The 17,594-nt window shown below is 41.4% G+C and carries 14 protein-coding genes; 3 read left to right on the top strand and 11 right to left on the bottom strand.

Annotated elements, in window-relative coordinates:
• Window position 1 precedes the first annotated feature (1 nt).
• The 8 genes from EGN73_RS02960 to holA all read right to left on the bottom strand — a co-directional run bounded on the left by EGN73_RS02960 (window position 2) and on the right by holA (window position 9,920).
• Window positions 2-1,285, bottom strand: a complete 1,284-nt coding sequence (locus tag EGN73_RS02960) for a bifunctional folylpolyglutamate synthase/dihydrofolate synthase (protein WP_219286927.1) — start codon at window positions 1,283-1,285, stop codon at window positions 2-4.
• On the bottom strand, window positions 1,286-2,245 hold the full coding sequence (locus EGN73_RS02955; RefSeq protein WP_219286925.1) for an energy transducer TonB: 960 nt from the start codon (window positions 2,243-2,245) through the stop codon (window positions 1,286-1,288).
• Window positions 2,245-2,637 (bottom strand): ExbD/TolR family protein, encoded by a 393-nt coding sequence (locus tag EGN73_RS02950; protein WP_219286924.1) that lies wholly within the window; start codon window positions 2,635-2,637, stop codon window positions 2,245-2,247. Before EGN73_RS02950 ends, EGN73_RS02955 begins: the two co-directional genes overlap by 1 nt.
• Before the next feature lie 2 nt (window positions 2,638-2,639).
• The gene (locus EGN73_RS02945; protein WP_425515017.1) at window positions 2,640-3,272 is read right to left on the bottom strand and encodes a MotA/TolQ/ExbB proton channel family protein; all 633 of its coding nucleotides are present in this window, start codon (window positions 3,270-3,272) and stop codon (window positions 2,640-2,642) included.
• A gap of 58 nt (window positions 3,273-3,330) precedes the next feature.
• Window positions 3,331-4,083, bottom strand: a complete 753-nt coding sequence (locus EGN73_RS02940; RefSeq protein WP_219286922.1) for an SPOR domain-containing protein — start codon at window positions 4,081-4,083, stop codon at window positions 3,331-3,333.
• An 87-nt stretch (window positions 4,084-4,170) separates the two neighbouring features.
• On the bottom strand, window positions 4,171-5,883 hold the full coding sequence (locus EGN73_RS02935; RefSeq protein WP_219286921.1) for a TonB-dependent receptor: 1,713 nt from the start codon (window positions 5,881-5,883) through the stop codon (window positions 4,171-4,173).
• An 11-nt stretch (window positions 5,884-5,894) separates the two neighbouring features.
• Entirely contained in the window at window positions 5,895-8,882 is a 2,988-nt protein-coding gene (locus tag EGN73_RS02930) for a tetratricopeptide repeat protein (RefSeq protein WP_219286919.1), read from the bottom strand.
• A gap of 15 nt (window positions 8,883-8,897) precedes the next feature.
• Window positions 8,898-9,920 carry a DNA polymerase III subunit delta gene (holA, locus tag EGN73_RS02925; RefSeq protein ID WP_219286917.1) on the bottom strand — a complete coding sequence of 341 codons (1,023 nt, stop codon included), beginning with the start codon at window positions 9,918-9,920 and terminating at the stop codon, window positions 8,898-8,900.
• A gap of 128 nt (window positions 9,921-10,048) precedes the next feature.
• Between holA and EGN73_RS02920 the strand changes: the two genes are divergently transcribed.
• Window positions 10,049-10,786, top strand: a complete 738-nt coding sequence (locus EGN73_RS02920) for a tetratricopeptide repeat protein (RefSeq protein WP_219286916.1) — start codon at window positions 10,049-10,051, stop codon at window positions 10,784-10,786.
• A gap of 12 nt (window positions 10,787-10,798) precedes the next feature.
• Here EGN73_RS02920 and EGN73_RS02915 read toward each other — a convergent pair whose 3' ends face one another.
• Together EGN73_RS02915 and EGN73_RS02910 are read right to left on the bottom strand one after the other, a co-directional pair.
• Window positions 10,799-11,641 carry a universal stress protein gene (locus tag EGN73_RS02915; protein WP_219286915.1) on the bottom strand — a complete coding sequence of 281 codons (843 nt, stop codon included), beginning with the start codon at window positions 11,639-11,641 and terminating at the stop codon, window positions 10,799-10,801.
• 5 nt (window positions 11,642-11,646) lie between these two features.
• On the bottom strand, window positions 11,647-12,567 hold the full coding sequence (locus tag EGN73_RS02910; protein ID WP_219286914.1) for a 2-hydroxyacid dehydrogenase: 921 nt from the start codon (window positions 12,565-12,567) through the stop codon (window positions 11,647-11,649).
• Window positions 12,568-12,770: 203 nt separating this feature from the next.
• On the opposite strand from EGN73_RS02910, the gene EGN73_RS02905 reads away from it, so the two are divergent.
• Window positions 12,771-13,622: a DUF2911 domain-containing protein gene (locus tag EGN73_RS02905; RefSeq protein WP_219286912.1), complete on the top strand. Its 852-nt coding sequence runs from the start codon at window positions 12,771-12,773 to the stop codon at window positions 13,620-13,622.
• Window positions 13,623-13,850: 228 nt separating this feature from the next.
• Window positions 13,851-15,743, top strand: a complete 1,893-nt coding sequence (gene serA / locus EGN73_RS02900) for a phosphoglycerate dehydrogenase (protein ID WP_219286911.1) — start codon at window positions 13,851-13,853, stop codon at window positions 15,741-15,743.
• Window positions 15,744-16,148: 405 nt separating this feature from the next.
• On the opposite strand, the gene pcaF is transcribed toward serA, so the two are convergent.
• Window positions 16,149-17,357 carry a 3-oxoadipyl-CoA thiolase gene (gene pcaF / locus EGN73_RS02895; protein ID WP_219286910.1) on the bottom strand — a complete coding sequence of 403 codons (1,209 nt, stop codon included), beginning with the start codon at window positions 17,355-17,357 and terminating at the stop codon, window positions 16,149-16,151.
• Window positions 17,358-17,594 lie beyond the last annotated feature (237 nt).

Here is a 17,594-nt window from a genome sequence, read left to right as displayed (position 1 = left end):
ATCAGAGTTCCTTTATTTCAGCGACCACAAAGGTACTCCCTCCGATGAAAATCAAATCATTTGGCCCTGCATTTTTCTTGGCCATTTCAATGGCAGCATTCACATCTTTGACCACTGCTCCGCTTAAGCCATGTTGGGTTGCCAGACTGCATAATTTATCTGCTTCCATGGCTCTAGGAATTTTGGCTTCGCAAAAAAAGTACGTTGCTTCCTTTGGTAGGAGGTTCAAGACTTGGTTGACGTCCTTGTCATTTACCATCCCTAGCACTACAAAAAGCCGGTCATGTGGAGTTTGCTGAATTTGCTCTATCAGCATTTTGATCCCGTCCTTGTTATGACCTGTATCGCAGATGATTTTGGGATTTTCGGATAGTATTTGCCAACGGCCCTTTAGACCTGTCAGTTTGCTGATCTGAAATAAACCCTTTGTCACATGGGACTGAGATATGCCAAATCCGGAGTCATTTAAAACATCAAGAGTTTTAAGAATACCCGGTAGGTTAAGCCTCTGGTAATTGCCCAACAAATCTATTTGTAAGGAATAAGACAATGCTCCTTTCCTGATCGTAAAAGTAGAGGAGTCTTCACTTTTGACCGGAACGACTTCATATTCATCTTCCGCAAAATAGAGGGGAGCTTCAAGCTCCTGGGCCTTTTGCAAAAAAACATGCTGTACTTCTGCCTGCTTTTGGCTGATGACTACAGGCGTATTTCTTTTGATAATTCCCGCCTTTTCACCTGCAATCTCCGGCAATGTATTGCCCAAATATTGCATGTGATCCCAGCCTATATTGGTAATGACAGTAACTTTGGGACTTAACACATTGGTACTGTCCAGCCTACCTCCCATTCCTACTTCTACCACTGCAATATCTACTTTGCAATCAGCAAAATACCAAAAAGCCATCCCAACCGTCATTTCAAAAAAACTAGGGAGAAGCTCATCCAATAAAGATTTATTCTCTGCGACGAAACTTACTACAGCATCTTCAGGAATATCTTCACCATTGACTTTTATTCTTTCGGTGAATGATTTCAGATGTGGTGAGGTATAAAGCCCAACCTTATAGCCGGCCTCCATCAAAACCGCTGCAATAGCGTGGGAAGTACTTCCTTTTCCATTAGTACCCGCCACATGTACAGAAGGAAAAGCATTTTCGGGATTACCTAAATGTGCACAAAGCTTCAGGGTATTGCTGAGGTCTTTTTTGAAAGCAGAAGCTCCCACCCTCTGAAACATAGGCAAAGCATTGAACAGGTAGTCCAACGTTTCTTTGTAGGTCATTTAATCTACTTTGATAATAAAGGTGATTTTTCCCTGAGAATAATCCGCAGTGGCCGCTCCAGCCTGTCTCTTAAAATTGATCTGGTTCACAACTGTCCTGTAATATGCCAAAACTTCATTTGACACATTATATTCCAAAGGAACTGCCTGCACTATTCTTCCATTGTCATCTACCGTAATTCTAAAAACTATTCTCCCGTTTCTGGTTGACACCCTGTCACTGATATTGGGTCTGGAAGCAAAGTCCCAACCTGCCAGTTCAAGGTTGTATCCTGATGCAGGACCGGGATTTCCCTCTCCTGAACCAGAGCCCATAATTGCCCTGCCATCAACGGTACCCTGAGGTTTGCCTTCATCTCCCCTTTGATCGGAAGATCCTTGGGCAGAACCCTGCGCAGGCTGATTGCCTGAGCCTGATGTTCCTCCAGCACCAAAAATAGCCCTTTGATCAATTTTAGGCTTTTCCTCTGCCTTTGTAGTAGTTTTCTCTGCTTCAGAAGTAGCAGGTTGCGTCACAGGTGTCGTCTCTCTCTTAGCTGGACTGGGTTCCTTGGGAGCAGGTTTTGGTTGCTCAGCACCCTTTACCGGACTTGGGGTTTTGGAAAGTGCTTCGACTGAAGGCTTTGCCGGAGCAGTTTGAGGCTTTGCAGCTTCGGTTTTTGGTTGGGTGACGGGCACAGAAGATTCTGTCGGCCGTGGAGCTTGCTCTCCGGGAGCCGGTGCTTCTGTATTTTGTGTCTGGGTTTCCGAAGGGGGGGCGGTGGTCTGCACGTTTCCACTTCCCAGATCAGAAAATCCCAAATTGAGCTCCATACCATATTTGGGGAGCGGAGGAATCTGCTCTTTCCATACTACAATAAAAAAAACCGCCAACAACACCAAGACATTGACTATCAAGGTGATGATTGCTGCTTTTCTTTTATTGGCTGCTTCTTGGCTGTCTGTTTCCCAGATATGCATTATTTGTATGGTTTTGTCGCTATAGTGACATTGGCCTCAAGACCTGCTGCTATTCCTCCGATTTCCACAAGATGTTCTACTGGAACTTCCTTATCGATATGGAGGACTACCTGACCTTTTTTGTTCTGAAGTAAGGAGGTCAATTCAGTTTTGACCTGCTCTCTTGGAATTATCTTATCATTGACAGAAAACTTAAGGTCCTTAGTTACTGTAACGGTAATTTCCTGCATAACGATATCAGATGATTCACTTGAAGGAAGATTGACAGGCAAACCTGAAGGAGTGATAAATGAAGATGTCAACATGAAAAATATCAACAACAGAAAGATAATATCTGTCATAGAAGACATGCTGAATGCTGCATCTACCTTATGTTTTGATTGTAAACCCATGTTTATTTTTCCTGAAGTAAATCTATGAATTCGATGGAAGAATATTCCATACTATGAACAAGCTTGGATACTTGTGTAACGAGGTAATTGTAACCTAAGTATGCGATGATCCCTACGACAAGGCCTGTAGCAGTGGTAATCATGGCTTCATAGATACCTGTTGAAAGCAGCTTGGGGCTGACCATTCCTTCTTCTTGAGCCACCCCGATAAAAGCCCTGATCATACCGGCTACTGTTCCTAAGAAACCGATCATTGGAGCAGCTCCGGCCACAGTTGCGAGGATACCCAGGTTTTTTTCCAGTTTGTAGATTTCTATTTTACCTACATTCTCGATAGACACTTCAATATTTTTCAAAGGGCTTCCGATCCTTTCCAGTCCTTTTCCGATCATATTTACCACAGGTGTATCTTCCTGTTGGCACAACATCTTGGCCTGCTCAATTTTTCCGGCCTGCACAAGGATCTTTACCTGATCCATCAGGTTTTTGGGAGATTTTGAAGCCTTTCGCAGTGTGATTACTTTTTCTACAAAAATGAAAATCGCCAGTACAAACAAAATGTACAAGGGGATCATCATGTAGCCACCTTTGATCATAAGGTCCATCAAACCTATGCTCTCAGGAGCTTTGTCCATTACAGAAAGGGTGTCGGCCATCATTTGGCCGTCAGTGCTGATTTGTGTGATTATCATATTAGTATTTCAAAATCCAGATTGAGTCGTCAAATTCTTTTTTCGCTTCATCCAAAGCTTGTGATGCGCTGCTGAAAGTGCCAAAACTTCCAATGGACAAGCGGTAATTTCTAGTGTCGCCATGTGGCATAAGTAGGTACAGGTTTTTTCCTTTCTGTAATAGTTTTTCAGCTTCTTCCCTCGCCAAACTCTCGTTGGGCATGCTTCCCACAATAATATGGTATACGGGCCTTTCCGCTGGAGCTTGGACTGTTTCAATGGTACCGGTAGCGTTACTTCTTTCGGGGCTAATATTTGGATTAGGGATGTCTTCCTGGGGCTCAGCTTCTACTTCAATTTCATCTTGGTCTGATTCCATTTCCATAGCCTGAGGTTCCTCCGTATTTTCTTCTTCTACAGCAACAGGCAGATCACTTACTGCCACTGTATTCGATTGGCTGACCTTTTGTTCAGCTGTAGGTTGATAATACAAGAAATATGCCATGACTCCCAAAATCACCACTATCAACAGCACCAAAGAAAATAATACTGGAGATTGTCTTTTTGCTTTCCTGCTGGTGTTGATGGTTGGCTTTATAAGTCCTTTATCTACAGATATATGGCTTGATTTTTCATCCTCTTTGGTAACTGGCGCTACAGTCTCCTTTTCTTGGGAAGATGCTTGGGGTTCAACTAAGGGAGTGACTTCCACAAATGGGAAGCCATAGTCCTTGTCCTCAGGACCTTGATTTTTATCTTTTTCGTGAGACGACATAGTTCCGGATTTTCATTCAACCTACGAAGCTAAAAGAAATGAAGCAAAAGGCAAACCATAGAAAATACAGGGCGGTCAAATTCTTTATCAATAGCCAAATTTATAGGTAAGTCCAACTATTCCCTGAATCCCCCTTACCGGATAATTCAAAAACCTTTGATTGGTTCTGTTCAGAAGATTGTTCCCGATTGCAAAAACAGAGAACTGATCATTGATCTTATAGTCAGCTTTAAGCTGTAAATCTATGATGGCAGGTAAGGTTTCTGTCCTAAACTCCCCTGATTCCAGCTCTGGCAATGGCCTCACCGGATCATGTATGCCTGCTACTATTCCGCCCATCAAGTTGGCATTAAACTGAAGCAACCATCTCTCGTCGAGTATAAAATTATTGTTGATACTCAATTCCCATTCAGGCCTTTGGAAGGCAGCTTCCAGTGTGGAAGTGTTGTAAAAATAGTAATTGGCCTTACCAATAAGTCTGTACCAGCCTTCATAATTCCAGCTGACTTTGGCACTGTAATTCAGCAGGCGGGTATCATCATCATAGAACAAATTGAAACGGGTAGTGTCAAGCTGGGAATTGGCAAAGAAGTGCATATTAGTGAACCTACCATAAGAAATCCCCGCTTCATAAGTAAGCTCATCATTCAAGGTTCCTTTTACACCTGCCTTGGCATTGAAATTCTGAATGGTATTAAATAGGTCGGTGCTCGGTCCCAAGAAAGGGTTTTCCATCACAAAGTCCTGGTAAGTTTGCCTGTGAATGTCTCCTTCGAAACCTGCATAAATCCCAAATTCGTCCTGAATAAAATATTCTCCCAAAATCTGAGGAAACACCTTGAAATCGGATTCTTTGTTGGGTGTGACATCATTTTCAAAAATAATATTGGCCCCAGCCCTGACTTTTAGGTTCTCATTCTGATATCCCACAAAAGGATTTACTTTGAAATAATTCCGGTTGATATTGGAATAGAATACATCTTTGGGCTGCGTGAGTGAGAGGTCAAGATCAATTCCGGTCTGAATGGCATTATCAAACCAGTAACCTGACTTTATTTTCAACATAAAATCTGTTTCAGCAGCTTCATAATTGTCATTAAATGCCCTTAATCCAAGATTGACATCGTAGTTGAATCCTTCCATTTTCTCAATATCCTGAATCCCGGCATTAATTTTAAAAGTGTTCAGGACATTTTGATTGGGAATAAAATTTTCCAAAAGAGGGTTTTCAGGATCATACCCATAAAAGTTAAATTTATGGCGGTAATAATCCACTCCTCCATATACCTGAAAGAAATCCCTGAAAAGGGTACCGTTCACACCTACATCAGTAAAGTTCTCACCGGAATTCCTACCTTCTACAGGACCGGTATAGAAGCCTTCATGCTTTAATTTGACTCCAAAGTTGTAATCTCCCTCTTCCCAATTGTTGTACCTTCCCTCAAACAATGGTGAGATGTAGTTCCCAAAACCCAGTCTTGCAAAACCAGGATAAAGGTCTTCCCTTTTTCTTGGCCATTGCTTTTGAGCTGCCTCAGGTTCAATGACCTCAGGAGCCAATGACAGAAAGTATGGGTTGACCAGGTAATTGAAATTCCCATCGCTTTGAGGCACGGGCAATACTGGAGTTCTTTCAAATCTCCTCGTTTGCTGTGGCAAAGTCAGTACCCTGTCTTTTCTGATGACAAACTCCTGATCTCTGACCTCACCTGCTTGTTGGGCCATAGATGGCATAGCAATGGTGCAAAGCATCACCCCTGCCCAAAGTTTCACTGTCTTGTATTTTCCGGCAAAATTCATGAGAGGAATGATTATTTGATTTTATCTGATTTTTCTTTGGCAAGCTTAACTACTTCTTCATTATTGGAATTGGCAATAATGGACTCCAAGGTAGCCTTGGCCTGAAAGTCTTCTCCAAGCTGAATGTAGTTTTCAGCCAGGAGTACGAATACCCTCCCGTACCAGTACCCGTATCCTGAAAATGGTCCTGAAAGGTCAAAGATGGTTTCGTTCGACTTTTCGTACTGCCCCGCTTTGTTTTGCAATTCAGCCATAAGGAACAAAGCCTCAGCTCCATGTACAGTAGTGTACTGATTCACCAAATCTTTGAAAATCTGCTCAGCCTCGCTGGTATTTCCTTTTCTCAGCCTAGACTTTCCTTTTACTAGCAATGCCGCTGGAACTGCATCCACCGTCACATTGCCTAAGCTAACTACCCTGTCCGCATAATGAGCAGCCGAATCATAAGTTTCGGTTTCGAAATGCGCGGTCATAAGCCCCCTCAATGCTTCATACTCCTCTATTTGATTTCTGGCATTTTTGGAAGCTTCCCTGAGGAATGGCAATGCCCTTCCATAATTTTTGTTTTCCATCTCAATGGCAGCAATTCTCTGCACTGCCCTTATTCTTTGATTGGAATCACGCTCTCTTTCTATTCGGTAGAAATTTTCCAAAGCCTGATCTTTTCTACCTGCCCTGTAGTGGGATTCTGCTACAAAGAAAATAGCTTCAGACCTGTTGGATGCCTGAGGGTAGTTTCTCATGTAATTTTCAAATGCCTGGATCGCCTGCTGCCAGTTGTTATCAAAATACAGTGCCTTGGCTGCTTCAAACTCCAGATTTTGGAGACTTTTATTGTCAGGGTTGGCCCCTCTGTACCTAGTGAGGTATTGGGAAAATTCCGCAGACCTGCCTTCGATTGCCAAAGCCTCCTGAAGACCCACAAGTGCTGCTTCAGCATTGGTGGAGTTGGGATGATTTTCCAGGATCTTTTTGTAATCATCAATAGTCGCCCCGTAATTCTGCATAGAAAAGTTAGCTACGGCCCTGCCTTCCAGAGCAAAAGGTACAAATGGGCTATTAGGTCTGGAGCTGATCAGCCTGCCGAATCCATCTCTGGCATCGGCATACCTCATTTCTTCCATATTGATCTGCGATTTTTGGAAAATGGCATCCTCCAAATGCAGGCTGTTAGGGTAATTATTGATGAGCATATTCATCTGCTGAATCGCCTCATCATTTCTATTCTGAAAATTGAATACTACCCCACTCCTATAATAAGCATAATCAATGTAATCGTTATTCTCCCTGATGGCTCTTTGAAAAGTGTTTTGGGATTCAGAGAATTTCTTCTGCACATAGTATACATCCCCTAATCGGATCAAGGCTTCATCATAATTTTCAGGATCTGTGCTGCCCTGCTTTCTATCCACATAGTTTCTGAACTGTGTTTCAGCTTTGGCATATTGCTCTGTATTGAAATAAGCATAGCCGAGCCCATAGTAAGACTTGATCAGGAAAGGGTCATTGGCATTGGGTCTTTGTGCCTGAAGTGCTTCATAGGCCCTTATGGCTGCAGGAAGGTCTCCTTTTGCAGAAAGTGACTCCCCTTTCCAGAAATAGGCCTGAACGACAAGACTTTTGTCCACAGGAGTGGCAATCGACCTATCAAAATAAGAGGCAGCCATATCGTGCCTGTTGTCCCGGTAATATACAATACCTTGATAAAAAGTGATTTTCTGGTATGCTTCACGGATCCGCTGGGATTTGTTGGGCATTTTTTCAATATGCTCAATGGCCCTAAGGTAATTATTCGTATTGATCAGCGCATCGGTCAAGAGTGTTTCCGCTTCACGGGCATGCTTTCCGTTTGGATAAGTATCAAGGTAATTGTCCAATGCGGCTACTGCATCCTGAAAGCTTCCTTTTTCCAAATTGACCTTGGCAAAATTGATCAGGGCATCTTCACTGATGGAAGGATTGGCTGTGCTCTTATAGGCTGCAGAAAAGCTATTGGAAGCAAACTGTGGATTATTGAGCTTGACATAAGCATGGCCCAGATAATAAGAGGAAACCTGCCCGATTTCATCATTTTGACCGGCGGACACCTTGAAGTAATCTGTTGCCCTTTGGAAATTGTTTATTTCGAATTGGGAAATTCCTGCCTTGTAAATCTGAGACCTGTTTAGGTCTCCTTTTCTGGCATTGACGAAAGCATCGTAGTTTTCTGCTGCCTTCTGAAAGTTCCTTTTTTCAAAATAGGCTTCAGCCAGGTAGAGGTGAATTTCTTCCCTTCTGTCCAGGTTTTTCCTGTTTTGAAGTACATTTTCGGCATAAGCGATCAATTCATCGTACTTCGCTTGCCTGTAATAAATGCCTGCCAGCATGTAAGGTACTCGCGTGGAATAAAACTGTGATTTGTCTGCCGCAGAGAAATCCCTAGAGGCCTGTTCATAATTGGCCTGGGTCATGGCAATAAAACCGGCATAGTAAAAGCCATCTGCAGAATACTCTCCACTTTGTCCCTTTACCTGATTGAAATATTGCAAAGCTCTCGGGTAATCCCCCAACTGAAAAAAAGCATAGCCGGTCTTAAAAATTACTTCAGACCTTTGGACATCAGACACCTTTTCTGTTTTCACTTTCTGGAAAGCGGTGATGGCTTCCCGGTAGTTTCTGTTATCAAAAAAGAAATTCCCCAGCAAATGTGCGGCTTCATTGGTTTTGGGATGGTTTTGATGGTCTCTGATAAATGCATAAACCAGATCCGTACTTCCGGGATTGTCTATCCTGATGGATGAAATGGCGTGGTAATACTGCGAAAGGAGAGCTACTTCAGACTCTTCCACAGTATATTTCATTTCCTCAAATTCGTATTTGGAGGCACTGAAAAGGTGTTTATCAAAAAGTTCGAAATGATCATCCAGTTTCCTGAATTCACTGGTTTGATATAAGCTAGATTGGGCATAGATCTGCTGTCCCATGCCCAGCATCAATAGCAGAACAAGACTTTTCTTCATAGTGAGGCACAATTATCAGTGCATGATTTTAAATATCATTTCCCGCAAAATTTCAGCATTTTCCATATCTCCGGAATCTACTCCTTTGGATCTCAAATCTGCTTCACGGATATGGGAAAAGCAATCAATAACCTTGCCTAATTGATAATTTTTGGCAGCCACCCGGTATTCTTTTAGGAAGAAGGGATGCACACCTGCTTTTTTCGCCAGTTCCGATTCGGGCAACTTCCCATTGTAATGGATAAGGGCCAATTTATGAAAGTAACTAAACAATAAAGCTATGATCGGAATCAGGGGGTGATTTTTTGGGTTTTGGGAAAAATAATGAATGATTTTATTGGCCTTCACCACATCCTTAAAGCCTATGGCTTTGGTCAGTTCAAAAGTGTTGTATTCCTTATTTATCCCAATAAATCGCTGGATATGCTCTTTTGTGATCTTTGTTTTTTCATTGAAATTGATAAACATTTTACCAAGTTCATTGCTGATCACTTCCAGGTTGTTGCCAATACTATCAGCCAAAAAAGTAGCCGTCTGCGCATCAATCATGTGACCTTGATCCTGCACATACACTTCAACCCATTTACTCAGATCCCAGTCTTTTACCTTTTCACTGGTGACCAACACAGCCTTTTTGTCCAATTCCTTTACCAAAGGTTTTCTTCCGTCCAGCTTCTTGTACTTATGGGCTATTACGAGAATGGTACTTGGAAGGGGGTTTTGCAGGTATTGAATAAACATGTTATCAATATCCTCCTTTCCCAAACCATAGATGTTTTGGGCCTCTTTGACAATGACCACTTGCCTGTCGGCCATCATGGGAAATCTCCTCGCATTGCTGAGAATATCCGTCATGCTGACATCTTTTCCGTACATGACTACCTGATTAAAACCCTTTTCATGTTCGGGGATGGCATTTTTTTCAATAAAATCACTGATCTGATCTATAAAAAAGGGCTCCTCACCCTGCAAAAAATAAACAGGTGCGTATTTTCCCGCTTTCAAATCCTTTAATACTACTTCCGGCTTACTTGGCATAACTCAGTTTTCAGGTCAAAGATATAAAGAAAAGCATTTTTCAAAAGCCCTCTTGAATACCTTTGGGATTTAATTTTAAACTTTCTGCTGCTTAACTTTGTATTTTATTACAACCAACAAATTCTACCGTGAGCAATTTTGAAAAGTCCGTTCAGCAGTTCAAAGAAGGAAAATTCCAAGAAGCCCTGGACTCCATCAATAAGAGTATCGAAGAAAACCCCTCTAATTTCGAGTTTTATTTCTTCAGAGCCAGGGTGCAGACCCGTCTGGGTAAGCTTGCTGCTTCCCTGAGCGACTTTGACTACCTGATCGAGCAAGATCCCTTCAACCCAACCTATATCAGTGACCGCGCTGTAGTCCTCCATTTACTCAAAAGAGATGATGAAGCCATGGGAGAATTTGATCGAGCCATCAATCTGGAGCCCTCTAACCCTTACAGGTATTCCAGCAGGGCCTATTTCAAAGACAGGATCGGTGACCTTCAAGGTGCCATAGAAGATTATGAAAAGGCAATAGAACTGGATCCCGAAGATGCTGTGGCTTACAACAATAAGGGCTTGGTAGAAGAGAAATTGGGGTATCAATCAAAGTCCAAAAAAAGCTTCGAAAAAGCAGATGATCTGGTAGGATACAAACCTAAGGACACAAATGGCCTTCCTCCCATTGGGAAAATGCCCCCTTCAAACAATCCCAATAAGTCAAATGAACCTGAAATCAGCATGGAGCCTATGTCGCCTGATGAAGTCCCCAGAAAAATGACTTTGAGTGGCTACCTGAAAACACTTAAAAAAGTATTTACAGATAAAACCACTCAAAGAGAATTTTTAGATTTCATTTCTAATGGATTCAAAAAGAATAATGGATGATTCCATTGGGTGTTAAGCTCTTTTTAAAACCAATAAGGGTTTATTGATGAAGTAAGACATCTTTTTAGACAGGTTGTTGGTAAAAACATTCTCAAACCAGGATTTCTTTTTACTCAATGTGACCAGAATATCCCCTTTCGCAGTAATCAGGTAATTCTCAAGCCCAAGGCCTGGTTCGTCCCTATATGATTTAAGTACATAATTCACCTTTTCGTACTTGATAAAGGGACTAAGTTCCTCCACCATGGTTTTATGAAGTGATTTGTCTATGGAAGTCTCTTTTGAAGACACATGCACTACGTCTATTTCACTATCGAAAAACCCTGCCAATTCCACAATTTTTTGTACAGCTACTTTATCTTCCTCTAGGTAATCGGTAGCATAGACAAACTTTCTTGGTGGTTTAAAATAAACTTTCCGTGGAATTACAAACACATCAACACTTGATCTGGTAACGATTTTACTCGCTTTAGTGCCTATATAGTTGTTTTTAAACTCATTGACACCCTCGGTTCCCATCACTATCAGGTCGGCATTGTTGTCATTGGCAAAATCTACCACTGTACTTACAATTTTTCCCTCTTTGATGTGGGATTGGCAGGAAATAAGTCCTTTGGACAGGCTTTCCTCTATTACGGTCTGCACCAGACTCTCAAGTTTTTTCTGGATAAAGGCATACTGATCGCCCCCATGACCGTCTGCTGCAGCTAGCTTCTGATAATCATCCTTGTCCGGAACATGAATAAGTATCAGGTCTGCCCTATATTTTTCACCCAACCTTGCTGCGTATTCCACAGCATTCAATGAGCATTCTGAAAAATCTACCGGGCAGACGATTTTAAAATTTTCTTTCATCGTCTTTAGTATCCTCTCTTTCTGTTTATTTGATTAATGAATGGTTGACATTTTTTAATTCGGTGGTAATTCTCAATAATCTGTGGGGCCGCGGCCGCCGGGTTGGTGACACTGGCGATGTGAGGCGTAATCGTGATTTCCTCTCTTTCCCAAAAAGGGTGTTCTACCGGTAAAGGCTCTTTTTGGAAAACATCTAACAGTGCACCTGAAATATAGCCCTCATCCAGCGCTTTTAATAGGTCCTCTTCTACTAAATGCCTTCCTCGGGCCACATTGATCAGGTAAGTTCCCTTTTGACATTTTTTGAAAAAATCAAGGTTCAAAACCCCCTCAGTTTTTTCTGTCAAAGGCAACATACATACCAATATATTTATTTTAGATAGAAATTTATGTATTTCATCTCCAAAAAAATATTCAAAGCTCAAATTTTCTTTTGGGGAGTTGCCAAAACCCACAACCTCAAACCTCAATTGCATCAATTTTTCAGCAATATCTCCTCCTAACTCTCCTACTCCGAGTATACCTACTCTTACAGGGATTTCGGGATTTGACATATCCCAAACTTTCCTTTGCTGATCATTTTGGTAGCGTTTGATTTGCCTGTGAAAATTAAGCACACCCATCACTACATAATTGGTCATTGACTGGGTGAGTTTGTCATCTATGATTCTGGTAATGGGCAAGTCTTCGGGAATACTTTCATCAGCCAAAATGTGATCTACACCAGCGCCCATTGAGCAGACGAGTTTCAAGTTTGGAAAATCATCCAGGATCCCCTTGGGATGGTTCCATAAAGTCACTGCCTGCACTTCTTCTGGATGGGTAATATCAGGATACACCTGCACCTTAAGACTTGGATCTAACTTTTTAAAGTTTTCAATCCAAACGGTCACATTTTTTCCCGGTGAAATTATGGCCAAACTCATCTGTAATTCTAATATTTCAAATAAAAATGCCTGCTGCGCGTCCTTTAGGAACAACAATTGTTATTTTCGCAAAAAGCACTTTCAAATGTCAGTTTATAATGGGTATAATTACTTAGCAATTATAGCAAAGTTAGCATATGAACTAAGAATCGCAAGAAATTAACTATCAGCCTAATCAAATTTTATATAAACTATTCCAATATATGAACATCAAAACAAGAATTCTGACCCTTTTATTGACTGTGCTTTGCCTGACAGTAGCAGAAGCCCAGCAAATCCAAATGCCACAAGCAAGTCCATCCGCTCAAATCAGCCAAAAAGTAGGACTCACTGATGTTACTGTAGAATATAGCAGGCCCAGTATGCGGGGAAGAAAAATTTTCGGTGAGTTGGTTCCATTCGGAGATGTATGGAGAACAGGTGCCAATGCCGCCACCACCATTACATTTTCCACAGATGTGAAGCTAGAAGGCAATGACCTTCCGGCAGGTACTTATGCGCTCTACTCTATTCCGCGCAAAGATGATTGGACCATCATTGTATCTTCCAATACCAAGCTCTGGGGAGCTGTAGGATATACTGACGAAGATGATGTCATGAGATTTAGGGTAAAGCCAGGTAAAACCGGACAAAGGTATGAAACCATGGAAATCAACTTCGTAGACATCACTGACACTGGTGCTTCTCTGGCCATCAAATGGGAAAACACAAGAGTGAAATTCAGAATTGAAACGGAAGTAGATGGAATTGTAATGGATCAGATAAAAGACCTGGTCATAGATCAGCAACCCACCAATCCCGGCCTCTACTATCAGGCTGCCAATTATTACTTTACCAACAAAAAAGACATGGATCAGGCATACGAATGGATAGTCAAATCCGAAGAAGATGATCCAAAATATTGGACCATGCACCTGAAGGCAAAAATTGAACTTGAATTGGGCAAGAAAAAAGAAGCTATAGAATCTGCAAAAAAATCCATGGACATGGCAAAAGAAGCCAAGAATCCTGATTATGTAGGTTTGAACGAGCGCTTGATCAAATCAATTAGGTAATTTCCGCTCACTAAAAGACAATAAAAAGTGGCCACCAACTGGTCACTTTTTTTGTTTTGGAGAAAAAGCTGGGTAAAATTTTAAATTTTGAAATATTGCTATTTGTATGCACAATCGATTGCAGATTGAGAACCTATTTATTTGAAAAGTATTTTATTCAATAAACAGAATATTTTTTTAATAATATTATAATTTTGAACAGCCATTAACAAAAACTTTACAACAGTAATGCCCAGTAACAAAAAATTCATCATTGATTTTGACAGTACTTTTACCCAAGTAGAAGCACTTGATGTCCTAGGAGAAATAAGCTTGGAAAAAGATCCGAAAAAAACAGAGAAGCTCAAAGCCATCAAAGACATCACAGATCAGGGAATGGAAGGAAGTTTGAACTTTAGGGAAAGTCTGGAAAAAAGGCTGGAAATTCTCGAAGCCACACAACCCCAGATCTCCACCTTAGTTGAAGCTTTGAAAACGAAGGTATCCAAGTCCTTTCAGCGTAATAAAAAGTTTTTTGAAGAAAATGCGGAGGACATCATCATCATTTCCAATGGTTTCAAGGATTTTATCACCCCCATAGTAGGTGAATATGGAATCAAGGCGGAAAATGTTTTTGCCAACGAGTTTGTCTACGATGAAAATGGAAAAATTGTGGATTTCAATAGAGAAAATATCCTTTCCAAGAATGGAGGCAAGCCGGAAACCATCAAAAATCTTAACTTAGAAGGCGATATTTATGTGATCGGTGACGGATATACTGATTATGAAATCAAAGCATCCGGTTTGGCCAATAAGTTTTATGCCTTTACTGAAAACGTGGAGCGACCAAAAGTCACCTCAAAAGCAGACCATATCGCACCGAGTCTTGATGAAATTCTTTATGTCAACAAAATGAACAAAAAATTCTCCTACCCAAAAAGCCGCATCAATGTACTTCTGCTAGAAAATGTCCATCCTATAGGGATCGAATTGATGAAGCAGGAAGGTTACAATGTAGAAATTATCGCCTCTGCTCTATCTGAAGAGGAATTGGCTGAAAAAATCAAAAAAGTCTCCATTCTAGGAATAAGATCCAAAACCAATGTAACCAAGAAAGTACTTGAAAACGCGAATCGTCTGATTTCAATTGGAGCTTTTTGCATAGGAACCAATCAGATTGATCTGGATACTTGTACAGAAAAAGGTATTGCAGTATTCAATGCCCCTTTCAGCAATACCAGATCTGTAGTGGAAATGGCCATTGCAGAGATCATATTTCTGATGAGGAATTTCCATGACAAAAGTCTTGGCATGCACAAGGGCATTTGGGACAAATCTGCAAGCGGAAGTTTTGAGATCCGTGGTAAAAAACTGGGCATCATCGGGTATGGAAACATAGGTGCTCAACTTTCAGTCTTGGCTGAAAGCATGGGACTGGATGTCTATTACTATGATGTCATTGAAAAACTGGCCTTAGGCAATGCGACTAAAGTAGAATCTTTGGAGGAATTGCTACAGAACGTAGATGTGCTTACCCTTCACGTGGATGGGAGAAAAGAAAATCATAACCTCATTGACGCAGATAAAATCAAGTTGATGAAAAAGGGTAGCTACCTGCTCAACCTGAGCCGTGGACATGTGGTCGACATTCCTGCTTTAAAGGCAGCTTTGGACAGCGGGCATTTAGCCGGTGCTGCCATAGATGTTTTCCCTGAAGAACCCAAGAACAATGAAGAACCATTTGTATCTGAACTGATCGGCTGTAAAAATGTAGTGCTGACCCCACATATAGGAGGCTCCACTTCTGAAGCTCAGGTCAACATTGCCAGATTTGTTCCTGGCAAGATCATGGAATACATCAATACCGGAAACACTTACAACTCTGTCAACTTCCCTAACATCCAACTTCCATTCCTTCAGGATGCGCACAGGTTGATACATATTCACCAAAATGAACCGGGAATTCTGGCCAAAATCAATAAAGTATTGGCAGATTTTGAAATCAACATTGTAGGTCAATACCTCAAAACAAATGAAAAAATCGGTTATGTGATTACTGACATAGACAAAGCCTATTCCCCTGAAGTCATAGATGCCATGAAGCAAATCCCTGGCACAATCAGGTTTAGGGTTCTATATTGATTACTAAATTAGATATCATTTTTTTTAATCAACTACTCCAAAAACAAAGGTTCAAGTCATATGGCTTGAACCTTTCGTTTTTATAAGTTTCCGGATCCATGCACTTTGAACCTTTAAAGCCAAACCCTCTTATTGACTATTAACAGTAAATTGGAATTTTGGAGGGTGGGACGAATTTCGACCGGGCCAGCGCGGGCCTTGAGCGCGGATAGAGCCTGTCCCGATTTTTTTCGGGAATTCGAAATTCTTGATTTTTTGGCTACTTTTTCATCAAAGCCTGTCCCGAAAATCGGGAGAAAAAGTAGCTTCATAATCAAATTTCGATTAAAATTTAGCAAAAAGAACTGGTTCAAACAATCAATGGCTTCGTGCAATGAGGCAGATACTCATATTGGAATAATACATTTAAACCCTTTCCAACACCACGGCATAGCCCTGCCCTACCCCAATACACATGGTTGCCAAGGCATATTTCTTATTCAATCTCTGCAATGATTTGGCAGCAGTCAATGTAATCCTGGTTCCGGACATACCCAATGGATGGCCTAGCGCAATCGCTCCCCCATTAATATTCACCCTTGGATCATTATCGGATAATCCCAATGCTCTTGTACAAGCCAAACTTTGAGCGGCAAAAGCTTCATTCAACTCTATCACATCCATATCTTCTAGGGTCAAGCCGGCTTTCTCCAAGGCTTTCTTAGTAGCAGGAACTGGTCCAATGCCCATGATTCTAGGCTCCACTCCCACTACTGCAGAACTCACAATTTTAGCCAAAGGCTTTAGACCATATTCCTTGACAATCTTCTCAGACACAATCAAGGTAGCTGCGGCTCCATCATTTAAGCCCGAAGCATTGCCGGCAGTCACGGTTCCGTCTTTTTTAAAAACAGCCCTGAGCTTGTTCAATGCCTCCAGAGTAGTCTGAGGCTTGATGAATTCATCCTGATCAAAAACTATAGGTTCGGATTTTCTCTGGGGAATAGTAACTGGCATAATTTCCTCCGCCAAGATTCCTTTTAGTTGTGCTTCAGCAGCTTTCATTTGAGAATGGTAGGCAAACAAATCCTGATCTGCTCTATTGATCTGATACTGATCCACGAGGTTTTCAGCTGTGATTCCCATGGGATCTGTGCCATACATTTCCTCCATCTTGGGATTGACAAAGCGCCAGCCGAAGCTGGAGTCTTCCATTTTAGCATCATTGCCAAAAGCCCTGCTTGCTTTGGAGATCACCAAAGGTCCACGGGTCATCTGCTCTACTCCACCCGCAATGAAAATATTCCCATCTCCTGCTGCAATAGCCCTAGCGGCATGAATGATGGAAGACATACCCGAGGCACAAAGTCTATTGATCGTTTCTCCCGGCACAGTCACTGGAAGTCCAGCCAGAAGTGCGGACATTCTAGCTACATTTCTATTGTCCTCTCCTGCCTGATTGTGGCAGCCCAAAATCACATCATCAATTTGATAAGTAGGAATAACAGGGTTTCTTTTGACCAATTCGCTGATAACCATGGCTGCAAGATCATCAGCCCTTACAGCAGATAATCCCCCACCAAAATTCCCGATTGGCGTCCTAATGCCATCTATAATATATGCATTGTAGTTCATAAGGTATATAATTCTATGGTTATAATGGTATTAATAGAAAATGGATTTAACGTGTAATATTTTGATATGAACCTCTGGAAAGAAACTGGCAATCTATTTATACCTGGTTTTTTTATGATTCAGACATTAATGGATATTCAATCCGCCACAAGCGGATAAGATACTTTTGGATATTGATCCAGTATTAATGTTGAATATATTTTCAATCCATTATCAAAATTGAAAGTGTGGTATCAT

The sequence above is a fragment of the Arthrospiribacter ruber genome, assembly GCF_019343195.1.
GTDB classification, from domain to species: Bacteria; Bacteroidota; Bacteroidia; order Cytophagales; family Cyclobacteriaceae; genus Arthrospiribacter; species Arthrospiribacter ruber.
This window is presented reverse-complemented; position numbering and strand designations above follow the sequence as displayed.